The organism is Chryseobacterium sp. GTID13, from assembly GCF_056172655.1.
The window spans coordinates 809,783-828,077 of the sequence record NZ_JAOCMB010000005.1; the positions used below are offsets into that span (position 1 = coordinate 809,783).

Below are 18,295 nucleotides of genomic sequence, written 5' to 3' on the forward strand. Positions count from 1 at the left end.
TTCCTGACCTGTTTTTTATGTAAGCAAGTTTCAATTTTCTATCAGAGAGGTCTTTTACCGGTAATGATATTGTAAAGTACCACAATAATGGCAATGACCAAAAGTACGTGTACTAAGTAACCGGTACTGATTCCCGGTATGACACCTAACATTCCAAGAAGCCAAACAATAATACAAATGACAGCGACTAACCATAATAAATTTCTCATGACTTTAAATTTTTAATGTTATTTCCTTGTTTAATACACATTCTGTGCCTTTATGTAATAAAATTTTCAATAATATCTAAAATGTGGTATCTATACTATATTTATAACAAAAATAAATTTAATCAATCACAGGATTATTCAAATTAATAACATTATCATTTACAGTATATTATAACCTGAAATAAAAATTAAAAGCTAAAGAATTTGAAATGCTCTTTTATAAAGTTTTCAGGTCCAGGGCATAGCAGTTATCTTCTGCTTTACTGATCAGAATATAAAAGAAAAGGGCATAAATCATTTGTATTCCCATTGCATCCCAGTTTTCTACAGTACTGCTTCCAAAAAGAAGCATGATGATAAGTCCGGCTCCTGCCATGCTTGCCAGGCGAGTCTTTAAACCAATAATAAGAAGAGCGCCAATTATAAATTCCAAAAATGGGAGAGTTGTACTGAATAGGTGTACAAAAGGTTGGGGAAGCCAGCTTTTTTCAAAACCCTTTGCCATTCCTTCCGCAAAAACGGAAAGTTTAGAAATTCGGGCAAGACCATGTCCCAGAAGATTTACTCCCATGGAAATACGTAAAAGGAAATAGGCTGCATTTTTATTCATAATATTTATTTTTAGTTATTGTATTTTTCTTCACTGTTATCTACAGGAGTTGCAGGATCATTAACCACCATTTTTGCGATATCATCCTTACGCATAAAAACGACTCCCTGCTTTTGTTTAGTATATCTGATAAATTCTTCCATAGCATGAACCATTGCCGGAGTGCCGCCAATCCTGTCGTGGAAGCTTATGCTCATCATTCTTCTTTTGGTAGCCCCTTCTTCATACAGGCGGTCGAATTCGAATTTCAGCTGGGCGAGAAACTGATCCGGACTCCAGTGTTTCCCTTCAATATTCACAATATCGTTATTTCTGAGGGTATAAGGAATCACAACAAAATTTTTTCCATTAACTTTGGTAATAACAGGTTCATCGTGGCTAAGATCGTCTATATGATAAAGGAAACCAAGCTCCTGCAGGACCTTTAAAGTATTAGGACTTCTTCTGAGCCAGTTACAGTTGTAGCCCAAAGCTTTCTGTCCTGTAATCTTTTCTACCGCATCTTCACCGTCTTTTACAAAATGTAGTTCATCAGCGTAGTTTTTGTTCCATTGGTTATCCCAAGCTAGGCCGTGAGCAGCTATTTCATGACCTCCATTGGCAATGGCCCTTGCAATTTCCGGGTATTTTTCAGCGGCCGTCCCTACAACATGGGATGTGACTTTTATATTATACTTTTTCCACAGATCCAGCATACGGTAAATTCCCTCGTTTGCTCCATAACGGTACCAGCTTTCTGCAGCAAGATCCGGATGACCTTTGGGAAGGGGAGTTCCGCTGAAAGGACTTTCTGCTCCTTCAGGCTGCCCTCCGGTTTCAAACTGCATGGATACCGAAATGACCAGGCGAGCACCGTTGGGCCAGTATTTTCTTGATATTGATTCTGTCTTTTCAGATTGTTCATTGGTGTCCTTCCTATTCTTATCGATACAGGAAGCCAGCATCATTACGGATGCGATCAGGAAGGCAGATTGTTTTAAATGCTTCATTTTAAAAAGTTTTGTTCCACAAAATTGATCAATATCCAGTTGGATTATATTGTAAAAATTTATGCTAAATTTGTAAAAATCCATTCATCCATGAAGCGTATTGTTAACTTCAGTTCTTTCAATGTTTTCAGTATTGAGAAAGAGGTTTGGGATATTGAATACCATAATCATAATTTCTACGAGCTGATTATTATAGAGAGCGGAAAGGGTACTCATCATCTGAACGGAGTTACATTTGCCTATCAGAAAGGGGATGTTTTTCTGTTGAGACCCAGCGATGCTCATGAATCTTCTATCCAAAGAAAAACCAGGTTCATTTATATAAAATTTACAGAAAATTATATCTGGGAAAGTCTTCATACGGATAAGAAAAGTGAGCTCAATAAAGTAATCCGACTGATGATGGAAGACAGCTCTTTCGTTTATGAATCGGCCATCAGGAACAAGGCAGACAGGGAACATATGCTGCAGCTTGCCAGAATTCTTCTTTATGAATTCAATAATAAAAGTATCTACAGCAAGGAAACATCGGCAGACCTTTTCTCTTCAATGATCACCATTCTGATCAGGAATACGATGAACAGCGGAGGAAAGGAGCGGGTATCGAAAGGAACCAGCCAGGCGGAAAAAATCCTTTATTACATTAGTGTGAATGCAATGGATGCTGATAAAATGAAGCTCGAAAATCTTGTAAAAGAATTCACGCTTTCCCGGAATTATATCAGTATTTACATTAAAAAACAGACCGGATTTTCCATACAACAGCACGTGATGCATCAGAAAATAAAGGCTGCTGAAAAGCTGTTGAAGCAGAGTAATTATCATATCAATGAAATTGCAGATCAGCTTGGATTTAATGATGCCAGCCATTTTAATAAGATCTTCCGGAGCTATAAAAACATGCCGCCATCAGTATTCAGGAAAAATAACTAACTGCATGACCGATTATTATTCTTAAAACCTTATCTTAAAGTTATGAAAACAAGTGCCGGCATTTTATTGTATAAAAAACAGAAAAATAAACTGTATTACTTTCTGGTTCATCCGGGCGGACCTTTCTGGAAAAATAAGGATACAGGGGCATGGTCTGTCCCGAAAGGAGAGGTACCGTCAGATGAGAACCCTCTGGACCGGGCTGTAACTGAGTTTAAGGAGGAAACCGGACAAACAATAAATGGGAAGTTTACAGCTCTTACGCCGATTAAGCAGAAAGGCGGTAAAACTGTTTATGCCTGGGCTCTGGAAAGTGATATTGAAACATCCGGGCTTTACAGCAATACATTACAGATAGAATGGCCTCCAAGGTCTTCTAAAATGATCGAAATTCCTGAGGTAGACCAGTGGGAATGGTTCGAATCGGAAGAAGCTCAGAAAAAATCAATCCGGCGCAGGCTGCCTTTATCACAGAATTGGAAGAATTACTGGATAAGCAGGAGTAAAATTTACTTCCAACCAAAATAACACAAATGTGAGAAAACACCTAAAATTACTATGAATAAACATTTCCCTCAAAAGATACACGGCATTAAATCGTTTAATCAATATGTTAGAGCTGAAATGCCAAAACATGATTGGATAGATATTGGTTTTTATCCTGATAGTTTCATTTTGACCAGCCCTTCTGTTTGTCCTGATTTCTATCGCATTTCAATTAAATTGGAACTGGAGGGTGAAAATGGCAAAAGTCTTATGTTTTTTTCAAGTCCCAATCAACCTGTAGAATGGGATGTGAAAAAGCCTTTCAAAGGATATTACATGCAAATCACCGAAGATATTATTGCCAACTATCAGCATTTAGAATATTCGTTTCTTACTTATGGACTGCATGAGCCGCTTTATTTAGAAAAAGAAGAAGAAATGGTCATAACTCAGATATTTAAGGACACTTTACGAGAATATGAAAGTTCTGATTTTTCGATGAATTTATTGCTGGCTTATTGCAATCTGATGTTTGCCCATGTTTCAAAATTTTATGAGCGGCAGTTTGGCGAAAGAAAAGAAAAATATAATAGGTTGGTTAATGATTTCTTCGAACTCTTAAACACATATTATAACAACAATAATCAAAATGTAACCCAACCGACCGTGACCTATTTTGCTAAAAAACTAAATATCACTCCTAACTATCTGAGCGACCTGATAAGATTTCACACGGGTAAACCTGTTTTGGAGCATATTCATCTGCAAATAATTGATACATCAAAAAGCCTTTTAAAAAGCAATAAACATACTGTTTCAGAGATTGCCTATCAATTGGGATTTGAATACCCTAATTACTTCTCTCGCTTGTTTAAGAAAGTAACCGGAAAATCGCCTTCAAATTTTCAAAATCAGTAATTTGTATCCAAACTGCCTTGATTTGTTTTCATAGCTGTCAGAGTTTTTCAATGAAATTTGTACCATTAACTCATTTAAAATTTAATACAATGCCATTTGAAAAAACCTTAGACTATCAACTAGATCATACTCTTGCAGGACGTTTGGGTAAAGATATCTATGAAAAAGCCATAGAACAACAAAAAATTATATCCGAGCAGGATTATGCTACCATTAAATTTTTGGGAGAAAGAGCTATTCGGCCACCGTTCAGAACGCCAATCCACAAAACACCTGCCGATCATGGAATGGATGTTTGGGAAGATATTTATTTTCCTTCCAGCGATGGCATTCCTCTCGAAGGTTGGTACATTCCTTCCTTAAAAGGCAAATCCGACAAGCTTATCATTATGAATCATCCGTTACCGATGAGCCGTTCCGGATTTACCGGGCATTTTGGTGAGCCGTTTTCGAGTGTAGACGATTTGGAAATTGATTTTGTTATTGAAATGAAACATTTATCTGATGCAGGATATAATATTTTGGCCTATGACTTACGAAATCATGGCAATAGTGGAACAGCGAACAACAATATATGTGGAATCGGGCGTTACGAATGGCGTGATGTGGTTGGAGCACAAAATTATGTAAACAACCATCCTGAATTAAGTAAGATGAAAGTTGCCTTGTACAACCGTTGTACAGGTGGAAATGCAGCTTATGAAGCAATGTACAAATACCCCGAATTGTTTGAGAATATCGTTTGTTTTTTCGGACCAATGACTTTGTGTATGACAGCAATGATGAAAAAATTTGCAGGATATGCAGGGGTCGGTCAGTATATGGAACTAATGGCTTTTGAACAATTGAAATTAGGAGGTTTTACTCATTACGAAATGGACCCAAAACCATTTGCACCCGCTGTAAAAGTACCGTATTTTATGTCAGAAGTTTTAGACGATGCCTGGACAGACAATCCAAATGATGCACAGGCCATATTTGATTTGATAGGCTCAGCTGAAAAAGAATTGTTTTGGATTGAAGGTACAAACCGAAGATTTGATGCTTACAATTATTTCGGATTATACCCTGAAAAGATGATCGCTTTTTTTGATAAGTATATGAAATAAAAATAGGAGATCGTAAAAGGTCTCCTTTTTATATATCCATCTAAAATTCACTTCCCTAAACTCTTAGGTTGAATTCTACTTTTTAATCCCAATAGATTTCAAAGCATTTGCCGTAAGATAAATATCATCGAAAACAGTCAATGCTTCAATGTCTGCAAAAGCTGTTGAGAGCAGGTCGTTTTTATTAAAAGAAATTTCAATGCTCTGATCGTAGGAAGCTACGATCCTTACCACAGAATATCCATTGTATGCAATGGTAAAGCCTTCAAACAGACAATTACGTTCGGCTTTTTGATATTCGGCATATTCCTCAAATCCGGCTGTATCATTTCTTTTTACGGTATTATGATCCAATGATTTCCAGGAGGTGTAATTTTTAGGTTCTTTCAATACATTTCCCTGTGGATCTACAGGAACAAACATTCCAAGAGTCAAAGGTTTTCTTAGAAGATTGGCATAGTTTTTCATCAGACGCAAAGTCTGAAGGTCAGCATATCCTTCGTTAGAGTAATACTCAATAACAAAGTCTGTCATCGGAATCAGCTTGTGGGAAGCTTCAGTCGGCATAGTTGATGTTTTCTTTTCTGAAAATAAAAATAGTACTTTTATTTGCTTTTCCAAACATTAAAATTTTAAACTCCGGAACATTTCGGGCATATTCCGCTCACTATAAAATTGTATTCCTGTGCTGTGAAGCCGGGAGGCAGGCTGATATCAGGAACCGCGTTTTCAATGCATGTTACGGAATGGCATTCTTTACAGTTAAAGTGAACATGATTGTGAGCATGTTTTTCTGTACTGCATTTTCCGCTGCATCTGGCGAAATTCACAACACCGTCTATATTCACAATTTTATGAATGAGTCCTTCATTTTCAAGTCTTTCCAAAACCCTGTAAATGGTCACCCTATTGCAAAGATCGCCCAGTTTTTTCTGAATATCAGGTTGGGAGAGTGCTACGTCAGAGTGATTTATAACGTTTAAAATTTCAGTTTTGGCCTGGGTATTTCTGATCTGTTTCATTTTTTAATGCAACAAAGTTGCGTTAATTAAAATTTATCAATACTTTTGCAACAAAGTTACAATAAGAAATTTAAATCCCAATCTTTTATGAAATCAAAAATTCTTGATGCTGTAGGAATTTCCGCAGCAGTTCTGTGTCTTATTCACTGTATTGCTTTTCCGCTCCTGATGATCATTCCTTTGGGAATTTCCCACAATCCGTTTATTGATCTTATCTTTCTTATTATTGGTGCTGTAGTGGTGTACAGAATTACACAAAATATGCCCTGGAACCGGCTGAAATTCCTGTTCTGGATTTCCATCGCCCTGATTGCTGTTTCCGTGCTGGCGGACCTGATTTTTGAAGTTCATATTCCATTGATCTATGCAGGAGCAGCAGGATTAATCATAGGTCATATCATTAATTTCAAGAATCATAAGCACTAATAATTTCAGCAGATATTAGCGGATGAAATATTTTGAAAATTCACAATTAATTAATGCAACATTGTTTCTTTAATTAAAATTACCTTTTAACTTGCCAAACGAAATTTTACCAAGATGAACAGACGTAAGTTTTTAAAAGGCTCAGCATTGCTGTCCGGCCTGTTTACTTTAAGCCCAGTTGACTTTTTTGCCAACGGAACAAAAGAAATTCCTGATCCAAAAAGAAGGCAAAAAACATTATTTTTATGATCAGTGACGGAATGAGTTCCGGAACTTTGGCTATGGCCAACCTGTATTCCCAGAATATCCTGGGTAAGAACGGAAAGTGGATGAGCCTGTATCTTGAAAATAAAGTTTCCCGGGCATTGATGGATACTGCTTCCGCAAGTTCCATTGTCACAGATTCTGCAGCAGCCAGTTCGTCTTTCGGGGAGGATACCGGGTAAAGAATGGTGTCCTTAATATAGGAGCTAATGGGGAAAAGCATGTCCCGATCTGGCAAAAATTCAAAAAAGCAGGAAAAAAACGGGCTGTGTAACAACGGTAACGATTACCCATGCCACTCCTGCAGGCTTCTGTGTAAATTCCGACAGCAGGAATGTAGAAAATGAAATCGCAGAAATATATGCTGAAATAGGTTTTGATGTGATGATGGGCGGCGGGGATGAGTTTTTTAATCCTTTAAAAAGAAAAGATAATAAGGATGTTTATAGTCTATACCAGCAGAAAGGCTACCAGATCCTTAAAAGTAAAGCTGATCTTAATAAAGCAGAAAAGGGTAAGAAAGTTTTAGGAATATTCAATTCCGGAGCTTTACCATATTCCATCGACAGAAAAAACATTGCTGAACTGCAGCAAACCCCATCCCTTGCTGAAATGGCTCAAACTGCAATTGACCAGATGAAAGATCATAAAGAAGGCTTTGTTTTACAGATCGAAGGCGGAAAAGTGGACTGGGCGGCGCATGCCAACGATATTTCGGCTTTAATTCATGACCAGCTTGCTTTTGACGAAGCGATAAAAACGGTAATTGATTTTGCAGAAAAAGACCAGAATACGTTGGTAATCATTACTACAGATCACGGCAATGCCAATCCCGGAACAATTTACGGTGCTGATGCTACCCGAAATTTCAACAGCATTTCCAATTACAGGTTTACAAACGAATATATCCTGAATGCTATTCACTCAGATTTTAATCTTCAGCAGATGAAAGACTGGATCTATGAAACCAACAAAATAAGTCTTGCTGATGATGAAGCTAAACATTTGCTCAGCTTTTATTCAGGGCTTGAAAAACAGGAAACAGGAATTTACAATTATAAAAAACTCCCTTTCAAAGCCTATTCGGAAATTCAGAAAAAACATAATTCTGTCGGCTGGATCAGTATGGATCATTCCGGGGACTATGTTGAAGTTGCAGTGTATGGACCGGGGAAAGAGCTTTTACCGCCTTTTATTAAAAATACAGACCTGCATTATCTGATGCTGAAAGCGGGACAGATATAAATAAGCAAACTTTAAATAAATCAAAAACAAAAGTGATCAGGATCTTGGTTTGCTCACATATTTATTTCCTTTTACATAAAAACGCCATGGCAGCAAGGCATCTTCCTGGGCATAGGCAACCCCGATTCTCGGACCGGCTATAATGGTATCAGGAGAGTATCTGATGCCGTGGTCTTCAATCCAAATTTCATTTTCAGTAAGGTCTTTTTTATTGAAGGAACGGTCAATACCTAAAGCCTTAGCCGCTGAGCCCGGCCCGGATGAAATAGCAGGTTTGGAAGCAGGCATATTGCGTCTCAGTTCCATAATATCGGTTCCGATTAAAGGTTCTACAGCCCTCACCAATACAGCATGCGGTTCGTCTTCAACGGAGCTTACAATATTAAAAAGATGATGAATCCCGTAACATAAGTAAACATAGGAAACACCGCCGGGATGGTATAATGTTTCTGTACGGCTGGTACGTCGGCCTCCGTAAGCATGGGAAGCTTTATCCAGCACCCCGAAATAGGCTTCGGTTTCCACGATGATGCCTGCCGTAACATCTCCGTTAATTTCGGTAAAAAGTACTTTTCCCAAAAGATCTTTAGCCAGAAAAATAACATCCTGATTGTGGTAATAGGAAAGGGAAGCTTTGATTTCATTTTTTTGATCAGACTTAAAGTTACTGCAAAGGTAAACATCTGCTTTTTATATAAAGCGTTAGTATCTTAAATGATATGCATAAAAAAAGCCCTTTGACAGGGCTCTTTAAGTATTGCTGTAATTTTTATTTAGCTTTGGTATTAATAGCAGTGTCGGCAATTTTAGTTAACAGCTGATCACATTTTTTTCTTCATTGAGAGTTGCCAGAAGGTTCTTTAAGCAGTCTTTTTCTTTAAGAACTTTGGCATATGCGGCAAGTGAGCCATAAGTTGCAATTTCATAATGCTCTACTTTTTGTGCTGCAGCGATAATTCCTGCATCTCTTACAGGACCTGCTTCCGTTTCTTCCATAATGCTTTTTCCTTCCTCCAGCAATCCCTGCATCGCATCACACTTCTTAGCCTGGGCTTTTTTTCCGAGATAAGCGAAGCATTCTTCAAGTCTTTTCACATGGATTTCCGTTTCATTAAGATGCTGTTCAATAGCTGTTTTCAGCTTTTTGTCTGTGGCATTTTTATGCATCTTAGGAAGTGCTTTTACAAGAGCTTTTTCTGCCCAATAGATATCTTTCAGTGAATCTTCAAACAAATCTTTCAATTGTTTGGCTGCATCTTTTTTCGCAGGAGTTTTTGCTGTTTTTTTCGCCACAGTTTTCGACGTTGTTTTCCTTGCTGTTTTTTTAGTTTCCATAATAATATAATTTAGTGTTGATTTTTATCCTCTGGTAGGTGCAATTATAGGACCAGCCTGCAATTTCGGGTATTTGTGTGGTAGCAGGGAAGTAGTATTCAGATGTCTGTAAAGGATGGGGAGCTTTTAATCTTCCTGTTCTTTTCTGAAACTTACCACTTCATACTCATCATTTGAGCAGTATTTTTTACAGCTGCTGTCATTAAAATCATCAGGATTTTTAGAAAAATCCTCGATATATTTTGCACTTTCCGCGGTATCAGCCGGTGTAATAATAATATGATAATTCTGGATAACAGACTCATCCGCTTTTTTACAGCTTCTTTTTTATATTCCAATGCTTCGGTGTATTTCATAAGATATTTATTTTTCGAAAATTAGTCTGCCGTCAAAAGGTTCGCTCCATTTTATAAAAATCTGATCATTCAGCCTGGTAATCATGGCCTGAATGGTTTCATACTCGCCGTTTTCTTTTTTCTTTCAACCGTGAGATTCGATCCCTGACCGATTTCCTGAATGGTAAATTCTAACTGATACTGATTTTCATCATTCAATACGAATTCCGCTTTTGTAAAATTTCTATTTAACATGGGATAAGGTTTTATTTTTAGCATAATGAATAAATTATGCCAATATAAATCTGAATTTAATTTTAATTTGAAAATATACCTTTTACTTTCATAATATTATATTGATGATCAGTATGATGGAATACTTATTGCGGTATGGAAATTACAATACAGCCCTTTAAATCCACCCAATATGAAAATAGCAACCTATAATGTGAACGGAATCAACGGCCGGTTACCGGTTCTGCTGCAATGGCTGAAAGAAGCGCAACCGGATATTGTCTGCCTTCAGGAGTTAAAAGCTCCGCAGGAACGTTTCCCTTTAGCAGAAATCAACGCGGCAGGATATCAGGCCATATGGAAAGGGCAGAAAAGCTGGAACGGAGTGGCTATTCTTGCCAAAGATCTGGAAATTACAGAAGTTCAGCGAAGTTTGCCTGGAGATCCTGAAGATGTACAGAGCCGTTACTTAGAAGCTATTATTGATCAGATGGTTATATGCTGTCTTTATCTTCCCAACGGTAATCCTTATCCGGGGCCTAAATTTGATTATAAGCTGGACTGGATCAAGCGTTTGAAAAAACGGACCAATGAGCTTATCAAAATGGAACTGCCCGCCATACTCATCGGGGATTTTAATATTATTCCTGAAGCCAGAGACGTATATAAGCCTGAGCGTTGGGAAAATGATGCATTATTCAGGACAGAAGTGAGAAAAGCGTACAAGGATTTATTAAGTAAAGGCTGGCTTGATTCAATCCGGACCTTATATCCTGATGAAACAATCTATACCTTCTGGGATTACCTGTATAAAGCCTACGACCGGAATGCAGGGATAAGACTGGATCATATTCTTTTAAGCCCGTACCTTCATGCAGGTCTGAAATCGGGAGGAGTCGACAAACATGTCCGCGGATGGACGAAAAGCAGTGACCATGCCCCTGTATGGATTCAGCTGGAAAAGTAAAACATTTTATATTTCATGAACCATCCGGAAGGTAAGATTGATCCGTGGTTTCATTGTTTTCGCAGATTTGGCAATGCGGTGTTCCCAATGTTCCTGCAAATCTCCTTTCATAATCAGCAATGAACCATGCTGAAGTGGCAGGCTGTACCTGTTCTGGTGCTGATCTGCTTTCCGGAAATCAAAATTCCTTACCTGTCCAAGGCTTATGGAAGCAATTACAGGACGGTTTCCCAGTTCACTTTCCTTATCGCGGTGCCATACTACAGAATCATTTCCGTCACGGTATAAATTCAGCAATACGGAATTAAACTGATAGCCGGATGATTTTTCGATCTGCTGTTTCAAAGCAAACAATTCCGGCAGCCACGGATTGACATTGAAGGAGTTTCCGCCAAGCCTGTATGTTTTGGCTTCATCACCATACCATGCTGTCAACCGCGGTGTCAGTACTGTTTTATCGTACATTTTCTGGGTTCTCTGCTTCCACGGAACGGTGTGAAGAAGAAGCTCCTCAAGTTCAGAAGCTTTGTCTTCGGGCAGGAAATGCGGTGTATATTCAAGCAGTTCTTCCGGAAACCGGAAATATTCGTCTGCATTAAATAAACTTAGCTGGTCCATACCTTTTGACATTAATATTCTTAAGATTTACGGCGGCCGGACAATTTTTTATCAAGCTGCTTGATATCCTGTTTCAGTTCACGGAACATTTCTTTAAAATTATAATTGTCATAATCTCCGGGCTCAAAATCTTCCGGGAAAATCCCCGATGCATATTGCCAGATCTCGACAATTTCTTCGAAAGGAATGTCGTAAGGTTCGTAGAATGAATTATCTGCACTTACACAGATGCTGTTGCCTTTTTTTCTTTAAAACGCTTATAGGTAATTCCGTCATTTAAAGTAATGAATACATAGGTTTTTCCAGGTTTAAGTTCATCAATTCCCTCCACATATTTTCCTACGATATAGGAACCGTTTCTAAAAGGCGGCATAGAATCCCCGTCTGCCGGGAATGCCCTGTATTTACCGTTAGTCAGGAAGGGTAAGGCAATCCTCTGAAGGCTTTCTATATAACCCACGTCACTATAACCTTCAAGATATCCCATTGATGCTTTCTGTGGAATGATTTCTATGGTATCGTTTCCCAGCTCATCTACGGCTACCGGCAGGACGATCCTGTTATCCGGAAGCTTCAGCATGTCTTCCACCGGGTATTTACAAATATCTACAGAGACCAGCAGATCAATACTTACGTGGAAGTACTTGGCTATTTTCACAAGCAATCCGATTGGCGGTTCGGACACTCCGTTTTCATATTTGGAATACCGTACCCGGGAAATGGCAAGTTCGTTGGCTACAGATTGCTGAGAGAGGCTTCTTTTATCTCTTAAGAAGCGAAGATTATTTGAAAAAACCGACATTGATACAAAATATATCAACAAAAATACAAATTCTGACTAAAAAACACGTCTAATTTATAAGTTAAAACCTGACATTTTATCTAATCACTTCTCTTTAAGCTCTTTATTGATGCGGTTTTCTGCATTTTTGGCTTTCTGCTCCTGAGCTTGCTTTTCTTTACGCTGCTGACGCCTTGTTTTCTTTTCAGCACGTCTTTCTTCACGGATCACTTTATTGGATTTTTTATTGTATAAAGCATCGATGATTCCCTGACCGGTTTTACTGAAGATTTTAATTTTAGGTTTGGCATGGGTTCCGGTTACTACAATAGGAAATCCGATCCATCCGCCCGGAGGCAATCCGACTCTTACCCTTAAATCCAGTAATCCGTTGAAGCTTGTTGTTCCGCTTATAGAAGGCCTTAAAACAGATACTTTAAAGGTGAATTTATCCACATGGATCAGGTTGTTCTTGATGTGGGTCTCAATATTCACTCCTTTCATATCAGGATTATCGAATGCTTTAGCCCCGATATTATCTCCTACGGCAGAAAGCATTTTTAAATTCTTTACTTCCACATCACGGAGGTTAACAATTCCACCGCCTTCCAAAGACGGATAAATAGGGCTCATATTCTTATCAAAATCACCTTTCAGCTTATAGTCGAGCGAGACGATTCCTTTAACATTCTTTGCTGCAGTTACCATTTCCCGGACCATATCAATTTCTTTATAAGCCCGCTGTACATCAAAATCCTGAACTTTAAGGGATACATCATAATTAGCAGTAAGGGGAGATTCGTCCTGATAACGGGCATCTATATTCATACGGCTTCCGATAATATCAAATGAAGTGTTCTTAAGATATACCTGACCTGTATTCACAGAGGCATTTCCTTTAAGATGATTGAGGGTTAATCCTTTGAACTCAACTTTTTTGCGTTGGCTTCGAGGGAAACATCAAGGTTTTTAGGAACAATGACAACTCCGCTGCTTTTCGGATTTTCCACCTTTGCATATTCCACTTCAATGGATTTGTCTGTATTATCACCGTTTTTAAGAGCCATAAATTCGTCAATCAGAATATAATTGGAGTTCAGTCCGAATTTTCCGTGAAGGGTTCCTTTTCTTTCAATGAAATAATTGATGGTATTCAGGAGATAGCCATTTAAGGCAAAATCAGATTTTCCATAGGTAGCCAGGAATTTTCTGAACCACATTTTTTCGTTCTCAAACCTGAAGTTTCCTTCCTTTATGAAAAATGATTTCGGAAGGTATTCTGTAGTGGCTTTGATGTTTTTTAGGATCAGGGTTCCTTTGTTATCAAGCTTGCTATACTGGCCGGTAGTCGCGTAACTCTGTCTGCCGTTTAAGGATAGATCTGCCATAATCAATCCGCTGATATCGAATCCTTTTTTGGCAAAGACTTTATAAATTCTCCCTACATTTAAAACTCCTTTTGCCCGGACTTTATACAAGAGATCTTCAAAATCCTGCAGATCGGCATTCACAAAGACCGGGTTTCCTTCAAAATCGAAGCTGAAAGGATCCAGTTTAACGCCCAAACTCCTGAAAGTACCGTCAGTATTGACAATATTGGCGATAAAATTAATATTCTGGATAGGGTTGGGGTAATATTTCGTTTTAACCAGACCGTTTTTAAGGTTAAGATACCCGTTGGTTTTTGGGAATAATTTTTTATCCAGACTGAATAGACCATTGGCTTTGATGTTGGTATCCATTAGCCCGCGGATGTCAATATCTTTTAAACCCAGTGCCTGATCAAGCGTCTGAAGATCCACAGCTCCTTTTATATCGGCATTGACCTGCATTTCGTTCAGGCCTTTTGTGTGTACATAAGCCCGGAAATTATTATTCGGGCCCAGATCAAAGCTTAGCTTTTTTAAATCTACACCCAGCTGGTTCGTATCCAGTGAAGGCAGGTCTATGTTAAGATCCATATTAAGATTATTCATCGGAACAGGTGCTTTTCCGTTCGAAACAAAGCCGTTTTTGACCAGAAGGCGTACTTTGGCTCTCGGCTTAATTCTTTTCTGCTCGCTGAATCTGCCTTTAATATGAAAATACAGGTCACTGTTGCCTTCAATTTTGGTATCTTTCGCCCAATCCAGGTATTGCGGGGGCAGGACGGAGATCATTTCCCGGATGGTAGTATTTTCGGAAGCCGCCTTGATATCCATATTATACCCGTCTTTCAAAATACTGATAAAACCAATAAACTTTAAAGGAAGTTCATTGATTCTTAGTTCATTTTTTTCAGGACAAAAGTCAGGGCATTGGTATTGATTCTGGTGATCAGGTCTGCATGTAAGGTTTTCTGTTTGGCGTAATAGATCCTGTTCAGGCTAAAATCTACCTTATTGATATCAAGATTGGTCTGAAGATCGAAAATATCCTGGCTTAAACCTCCTTTTCCGGTATAATTCAGGCCTTTGGCATCAACAAGGACCCTGGCAGAGTGATCATTGTATTTGATATTCCAGTTTTTAAATTTAATAAGATCCAGCTTTACAGAGGCTCCGGCTTCTGTACTGTCTTTGGGTTTGCCCGAAGGTTTTGATACATATACATTATAATTGGCTTCTCCTTTCGTGTTTACGAAAACGTTGGCGTTGGCGTCGGTTACATAAATCTCATCGATTTTCACTTCACGGTCGAAGATCAGGTTTTTCAGATTAATTCCCACGGCAACTTCTCTCGCTGTAAGTAAAGTGTCATTTTGGAAAGGTTTTGAGCCCTGCAAAACAAGGTTGTCCACAGAAACCGTAAGGGAAGGGAAGTGCCGGAAAAAAGTAAGGTGTGTTTTCTTATAATCCAATTTACCTGCAAGGTGTTTGTTGGCAAATATTTTTACCTGCTGGGAAATGGTTCCCGGAAACAGAATAGGAAGAATAAACATTAAAAACAGAATTGATGCTATTGAAATTCCTGTCCATTTCAGAATCTTCAAAATTATTTTTTTAAACCTTTCCATGAGTCATAATTTTGATTGTTATTCTTATTACGTATTTGATAACAATAATTAATTATTCCCAATCTAAAATTAAGCCATTTAAGTAATTTCAGGGTTCATAACTCTTTTTCAATATTAAATTAATCTTTATCTGAAAGCGAATTTAGCAATCTGACTTTCCGGACTCATCATGGTAACATCAGCATTAATTCTGCAAATAATCAGGTTTTTTAAATAATTATATATACATTAAATAACCTTTATGTTAATTAAATATAAATTAATAAATATTTTTTATTGCAATTATCATTTCATATTATAATTATTCCTAAATTAGTGATGTAATAATCACAAAATTTTATTATCATGAAAAACTTAAAAAAATTGAACAGAAACGAATTGAAAACAATTTCAGGTAATGGTATCTTCGATAACATCGGTGGTGTTATCGGCGGTCTTGGTGGAGTAGTTACCGGAGCAGTAGGCGGCGTGGGCACTATCGTTGGTGGTGTCGTAACCGGTGTAGGCAATACCGTTGGTGGCGCAGTAAATGCTACAGGGCAGCTTGTAGGCACTACATTGTGCAACGTACAGTGCGTGATCAACGGGGTAGTGCATATCCAGTTGCTTTCATGCGGATCTACCTGCTAGAAAAATAATGTGTAGTAAAATTATAACCGCTCTGAAAAGAGCGGTTTTTTTTATGAATTTTAAATGCTTAATTTTATTTACAACTATTATGAAACAGGAAAATACAGATCTGTTCATTTTTATCTGTCAATTCAGAATTTCTTCAAATTTGAATGTATAAATTAGCAACATGAAAATCCTCATCATTGAAGACGAAAAAGAACTGGCAAAAAGTATCTCCGAATATCTTTCAGGAGAAAGCTACCTGTGTGAGTTTGCAGCAACATTTGGTGAGGCGATGGACAAGATAGAGGCTTTTAACTACGACTGCATCTTGCTTGATATTATGCTTCCAGGCGGAAACGGCCTTACCATTCTGGAAGAATTGAAGAAACAGAACAAACAGGATGGCGTCATCATTATTTCTGCAAAAAATGCATTGGATGATAAAATAAAAGGCTTACAGTTAGGTGCCGACGATTATCTTACCAAACCTTTTCATCTTTCGGAACTGATGGCAAGGATTTATTCTGTTATCCGGAGAAAGCAGTTTAACAATTCCAATATTATCAAGCAGAATGAACTGCAGATTGATCTTTTGGCCAAATCTGTAAGCATCAATGATACAGTGATTATTCTGACAAAAAAGAGTTCGATCTTCTCATCTATTTTATTGGAAACAAAAACAAAGTAATCTCAAAAAGTACACTGGCAGAGCATCTTTCCGGTGATTTTGCAGATATGCTGGATAATCATGATTTTGTATATGCCCATGTAAAAAATCTAAAGAAAAAGCTCTACGATGCAGGATGCGAACATTACCTGAAAACGGTATATGGAACCGGATATAAATGGGAAAGCAATTAAAATCTACCAATGAAACCGTTATTAAGCAAAACAACAAAACCGTTTATTATTTATGTCCTGATTATTCTGGTGATAAGTATTCCGGTATATTATTTTGTGGTGGATACGATATGGAAAGGTGAGCTGGATGAGCATAATATAACAATAGCGGAGAAAACAGCGTATGAATTCAACAGCCTGAAACTTTCTGATGCAGAATTGGAAAAAAGCATTCATCTTTGGAATAAAATTCAGCCGGGGACGGATATTGAGAAAATTCCGTCCGGTTATGCAAAGAAAGACTCATTTTTTACGGTTGATAAGCAAAATGCCTTTACTCCCAAAACTGAAATAGAACGGTACAGATGTTTGAGAAAAGTAGTTTATATCAATAAAAAACCTTTTCTTTTTACTATAGAAACCAATATTGAGGAATCTCAGGAAACCGTTGCTGCAATTGCTGTAATAACCATTTTTTTCTTCGTCCTTATCGTTGTAGGATTATTATTTTTAAATAAAAAGCTTTCAACATCCATCTGGCAGCCGTTCCGGAATACCCTGGATCAGCTTAAAACATTCAACCTGAATAAGCAAACCCAAATTGAATTTGACAAAACGGATATTACAGAATTTGAAGAGCTAAACCAATCTCTGAGCAAACTGATTGAGCATACTGTCTCTGCATTTAAAACCCAGAAAGAATTTACTGAAAATGCCTCTCATGAATTGCAGACTCCTTTGGCAATTCTGAAGAACAAGCTGGATATTTTACTTCAAAATGAAAACCTGACTGAAAAACAATATCAGATTGCAGAAGAAATGCATCGGGCATTGACAAGAAGTTCCAGAATCAACAAAAATCTTTTGTTATTGGCCAAAATTGATAACAGCCAGTTTGATAAAACTGAAGCCGTCCGGTTCGACGAGTTGCTTCACCAAAGCATGGAAACATTCCGGGAACATTTTGAGCAGAAGAATATTTCCGTGAAAGAAAATATTTTACCCAATATAGAAGTATGCGGAAACAGAAGTTTAATAGAAGTTCTGATCAATAACCTTATACTCAACGCAATCCGGCATACTCCGGCTAACGGTGTGATTTCAATTACACTGGCAAACTCGTCATTTGAAATAGCCAATTCCGGAACAGAAAAATTGAATACAGATTTACTGTTTAAACGGTTTTCAAAGCTATCGACTGACAGTAACGGCAGTGGCTTGGGCTTGGCAATTATTAACGAAATAGGCAAATTCCACGACTGGAAAATCAATTATCAGTTTGAAAATAATTTTCATGTTTTTTCTTTAAAATTATCCTGATATTGATTTTACGTAAAAAAACTTATCCCCAAAATACAACCGGA

Annotated in this window: 23 protein-coding genes and 1 pseudogene; 11 read left to right on the forward strand and 13 right to left on the reverse strand. The window is 37.8% G+C overall.

The features are described from left to right. Positions 1-41 precede the first annotated feature (41 nt). The 3 genes from N4G44_RS09910 to N4G44_RS09920 all read right to left on the reverse strand — a co-directional run bounded on the left by N4G44_RS09910 (position 42) and on the right by N4G44_RS09920 (position 1,808). Positions 42-209, reverse strand: coding sequence for a lmo0937 family membrane protein (locus tag N4G44_RS09910; protein WP_474926414.1), 168 nt, complete (start codon positions 207-209; stop codon positions 42-44). Between the two features lie 217 nt (positions 210-426). Further along, complete coding sequence (locus N4G44_RS09915) at positions 427-819, reverse strand: DoxX family protein (protein WP_474926418.1); 393 nt, start codon at positions 817-819, stop codon at positions 427-429. 11 nt (positions 820-830) lie between these two features. Then, entirely contained in the window at positions 831-1,808 is a 978-nt protein-coding gene (locus tag N4G44_RS09920; RefSeq protein ID WP_474926419.1) for a polysaccharide deacetylase family protein, read from the reverse strand. 90 nt (positions 1,809-1,898) lie between these two features. Between N4G44_RS09920 and N4G44_RS09925 the strand changes: the two genes are divergently transcribed. The 4 genes from N4G44_RS09925 to N4G44_RS09940 all read left to right on the forward strand — a co-directional run bounded on the left by N4G44_RS09925 (position 1,899) and on the right by N4G44_RS09940 (position 5,254). Beyond that, a complete protein-coding gene (locus N4G44_RS09925) occupies positions 1,899-2,741 on the forward strand; it encodes an AraC family transcriptional regulator (protein WP_474926420.1) in 843 nt (280 codons plus the stop codon). 42 nt (positions 2,742-2,783) lie between these two features. Further along, on the forward strand, positions 2,784-3,269 hold the full coding sequence (locus tag N4G44_RS09930) for an NUDIX hydrolase (protein ID WP_474926424.1): 486 nt from the start codon (positions 2,784-2,786) through the stop codon (positions 3,267-3,269). Positions 3,270-3,299: 30 nt separating this feature from the next. Then, positions 3,300-4,145, forward strand: a complete 846-nt coding sequence (locus tag N4G44_RS09935; protein ID WP_474926426.1) for a helix-turn-helix domain-containing protein — start codon at positions 3,300-3,302, stop codon at positions 4,143-4,145. An 89-nt stretch (positions 4,146-4,234) separates the two neighbouring features. Next, a complete protein-coding gene (locus tag N4G44_RS09940; protein ID WP_474926429.1) occupies positions 4,235-5,254 on the forward strand; it encodes an alpha/beta hydrolase family protein in 1,020 nt (339 codons plus the stop codon). Positions 5,255-5,329: 75 nt separating this feature from the next. On the opposite strand, the gene N4G44_RS09945 is transcribed toward N4G44_RS09940, so the two are convergent. After that, complete coding sequence (locus N4G44_RS09945) at positions 5,330-5,875, reverse strand: hypothetical protein (protein WP_474926430.1); 546 nt, start codon at positions 5,873-5,875, stop codon at positions 5,330-5,332. 11 nt (positions 5,876-5,886) lie between these two features. After that, a complete protein-coding gene (locus N4G44_RS09950) occupies positions 5,887-6,276 on the reverse strand; it encodes a Fur family transcriptional regulator (protein WP_474926433.1) in 390 nt (129 codons plus the stop codon). An 87-nt stretch (positions 6,277-6,363) separates the two neighbouring features. Between N4G44_RS09950 and N4G44_RS09955 the strand changes: the two genes are divergently transcribed. From N4G44_RS09955 to N4G44_RS09965, 3 genes are all read left to right on the forward strand, one after another. Beyond that, the gene (locus N4G44_RS09955) at positions 6,364-6,702 is read left to right on the forward strand and encodes a MerC domain-containing protein (protein WP_474926434.1); all 339 of its coding nucleotides are present in this window, start codon (positions 6,364-6,366) and stop codon (positions 6,700-6,702) included. 245 nt (positions 6,703-6,947) lie between these two features. Then, the gene (locus tag N4G44_RS09960; RefSeq protein ID WP_474926435.1) at positions 6,948-7,148 is read left to right on the forward strand and encodes a hypothetical protein; all 201 of its coding nucleotides are present in this window, start codon (positions 6,948-6,950) and stop codon (positions 7,146-7,148) included. Positions 7,149-7,206: 58 nt separating this feature from the next. Beyond that, positions 7,207-8,211, forward strand: coding sequence for an alkaline phosphatase (locus tag N4G44_RS09965; RefSeq protein ID WP_474928319.1), 1,005 nt, complete (start codon positions 7,207-7,209; stop codon positions 8,209-8,211). A gap of 36 nt (positions 8,212-8,247) precedes the next feature. Here the strand turns inward: N4G44_RS09965 and N4G44_RS09970 are convergent, their stop codons facing one another. The 3 genes from N4G44_RS09970 to N4G44_RS09980 form a co-directional block, all read right to left on the reverse strand. Further along, positions 8,248-8,850 (reverse strand): DNA-3-methyladenine glycosylase, encoded by a 603-nt coding sequence (locus N4G44_RS09970; RefSeq protein ID WP_474928320.1) that lies wholly within the window; start codon positions 8,848-8,850, stop codon positions 8,248-8,250. A 171-nt stretch (positions 8,851-9,021) separates the two neighbouring features. Continuing rightward, the gene (locus tag N4G44_RS09975) at positions 9,022-9,546 is read right to left on the reverse strand and encodes a YciE/YciF ferroxidase family protein (RefSeq protein ID WP_474926437.1); all 525 of its coding nucleotides are present in this window, start codon (positions 9,544-9,546) and stop codon (positions 9,022-9,024) included. A 437-nt stretch (positions 9,547-9,983) separates the two neighbouring features. Beyond that, positions 9,984-10,136 (reverse strand): hypothetical protein, encoded by a 153-nt coding sequence (locus N4G44_RS09980; RefSeq protein WP_474926439.1) that lies wholly within the window; start codon positions 10,134-10,136, stop codon positions 9,984-9,986. Positions 10,137-10,308: 172 nt separating this feature from the next. Between N4G44_RS09980 and xth the strand changes: the two genes are divergently transcribed. Continuing rightward, a complete protein-coding gene (xth, locus tag N4G44_RS09985; protein WP_474926440.1) occupies positions 10,309-11,082 on the forward strand; it encodes an exodeoxyribonuclease III in 774 nt (257 codons plus the stop codon). Between the two features lie 6 nt (positions 11,083-11,088). Here the strand turns inward: xth and N4G44_RS09990 are convergent, their stop codons facing one another. The 5 genes from N4G44_RS09990 to N4G44_RS10010 all read right to left on the reverse strand — a co-directional run bounded on the left by N4G44_RS09990 (position 11,089) and on the right by N4G44_RS10010 (position 15,452). Further along, positions 11,089-11,700 carry an alpha-ketoglutarate-dependent dioxygenase AlkB family protein gene (locus N4G44_RS09990; RefSeq protein ID WP_474926443.1) on the reverse strand — a complete coding sequence of 204 codons (612 nt, stop codon included), beginning with the start codon at positions 11,698-11,700 and terminating at the stop codon, positions 11,089-11,091. Between the two features lie 220 nt (positions 11,701-11,920). Next, positions 11,921-12,502, reverse strand: a complete 582-nt coding sequence (locus tag N4G44_RS09995) for an XRE family transcriptional regulator (RefSeq protein ID WP_474926445.1) — start codon at positions 12,500-12,502, stop codon at positions 11,921-11,923. An 84-nt stretch (positions 12,503-12,586) separates the two neighbouring features. Continuing rightward, positions 12,587-13,366, reverse strand: coding sequence for a hypothetical protein (locus N4G44_RS10000; protein ID WP_474926448.1), 780 nt, complete (start codon positions 13,364-13,366; stop codon positions 12,587-12,589). A gap of 29 nt (positions 13,367-13,395) precedes the next feature. Further along, positions 13,396-14,682, reverse strand: coding sequence for a hypothetical protein (locus N4G44_RS10005; RefSeq protein ID WP_474926449.1), 1,287 nt, complete (start codon positions 14,680-14,682; stop codon positions 13,396-13,398). Between the two features lie 62 nt (positions 14,683-14,744). Beyond that, positions 14,745-15,452 carry an AsmA family protein gene (locus tag N4G44_RS10010; RefSeq protein WP_474926450.1) on the reverse strand — a complete coding sequence of 236 codons (708 nt, stop codon included), beginning with the start codon at positions 15,450-15,452 and terminating at the stop codon, positions 14,745-14,747. 369 nt (positions 15,453-15,821) lie between these two features. Here N4G44_RS10010 and N4G44_RS10015 point away from each other — a divergent pair, with 369 nt between their 5' ends. The 3 genes and pseudogenes from N4G44_RS10015 to N4G44_RS10025 all read left to right on the forward strand — a co-directional run bounded on the left by N4G44_RS10015 (position 15,822) and on the right by N4G44_RS10025 (position 18,251). Beyond that, positions 15,822-16,106 carry a bacteriocin-like protein gene (locus tag N4G44_RS10015; protein WP_040995064.1) on the forward strand — a complete coding sequence of 95 codons (285 nt, stop codon included), beginning with the start codon at positions 15,822-15,824 and terminating at the stop codon, positions 16,104-16,106. Between the two features lie 169 nt (positions 16,107-16,275). Beyond that, positions 16,276-16,952: pseudogene (locus N4G44_RS10020) on the forward strand (response regulator transcription factor). A gap of 9 nt (positions 16,953-16,961) precedes the next feature. Continuing rightward, positions 16,962-18,251 (forward strand): sensor histidine kinase, encoded by a 1,290-nt coding sequence (locus tag N4G44_RS10025; protein ID WP_474926452.1) that lies wholly within the window; start codon positions 16,962-16,964, stop codon positions 18,249-18,251. Positions 18,252-18,295: the final 44 nt, after the last annotated feature.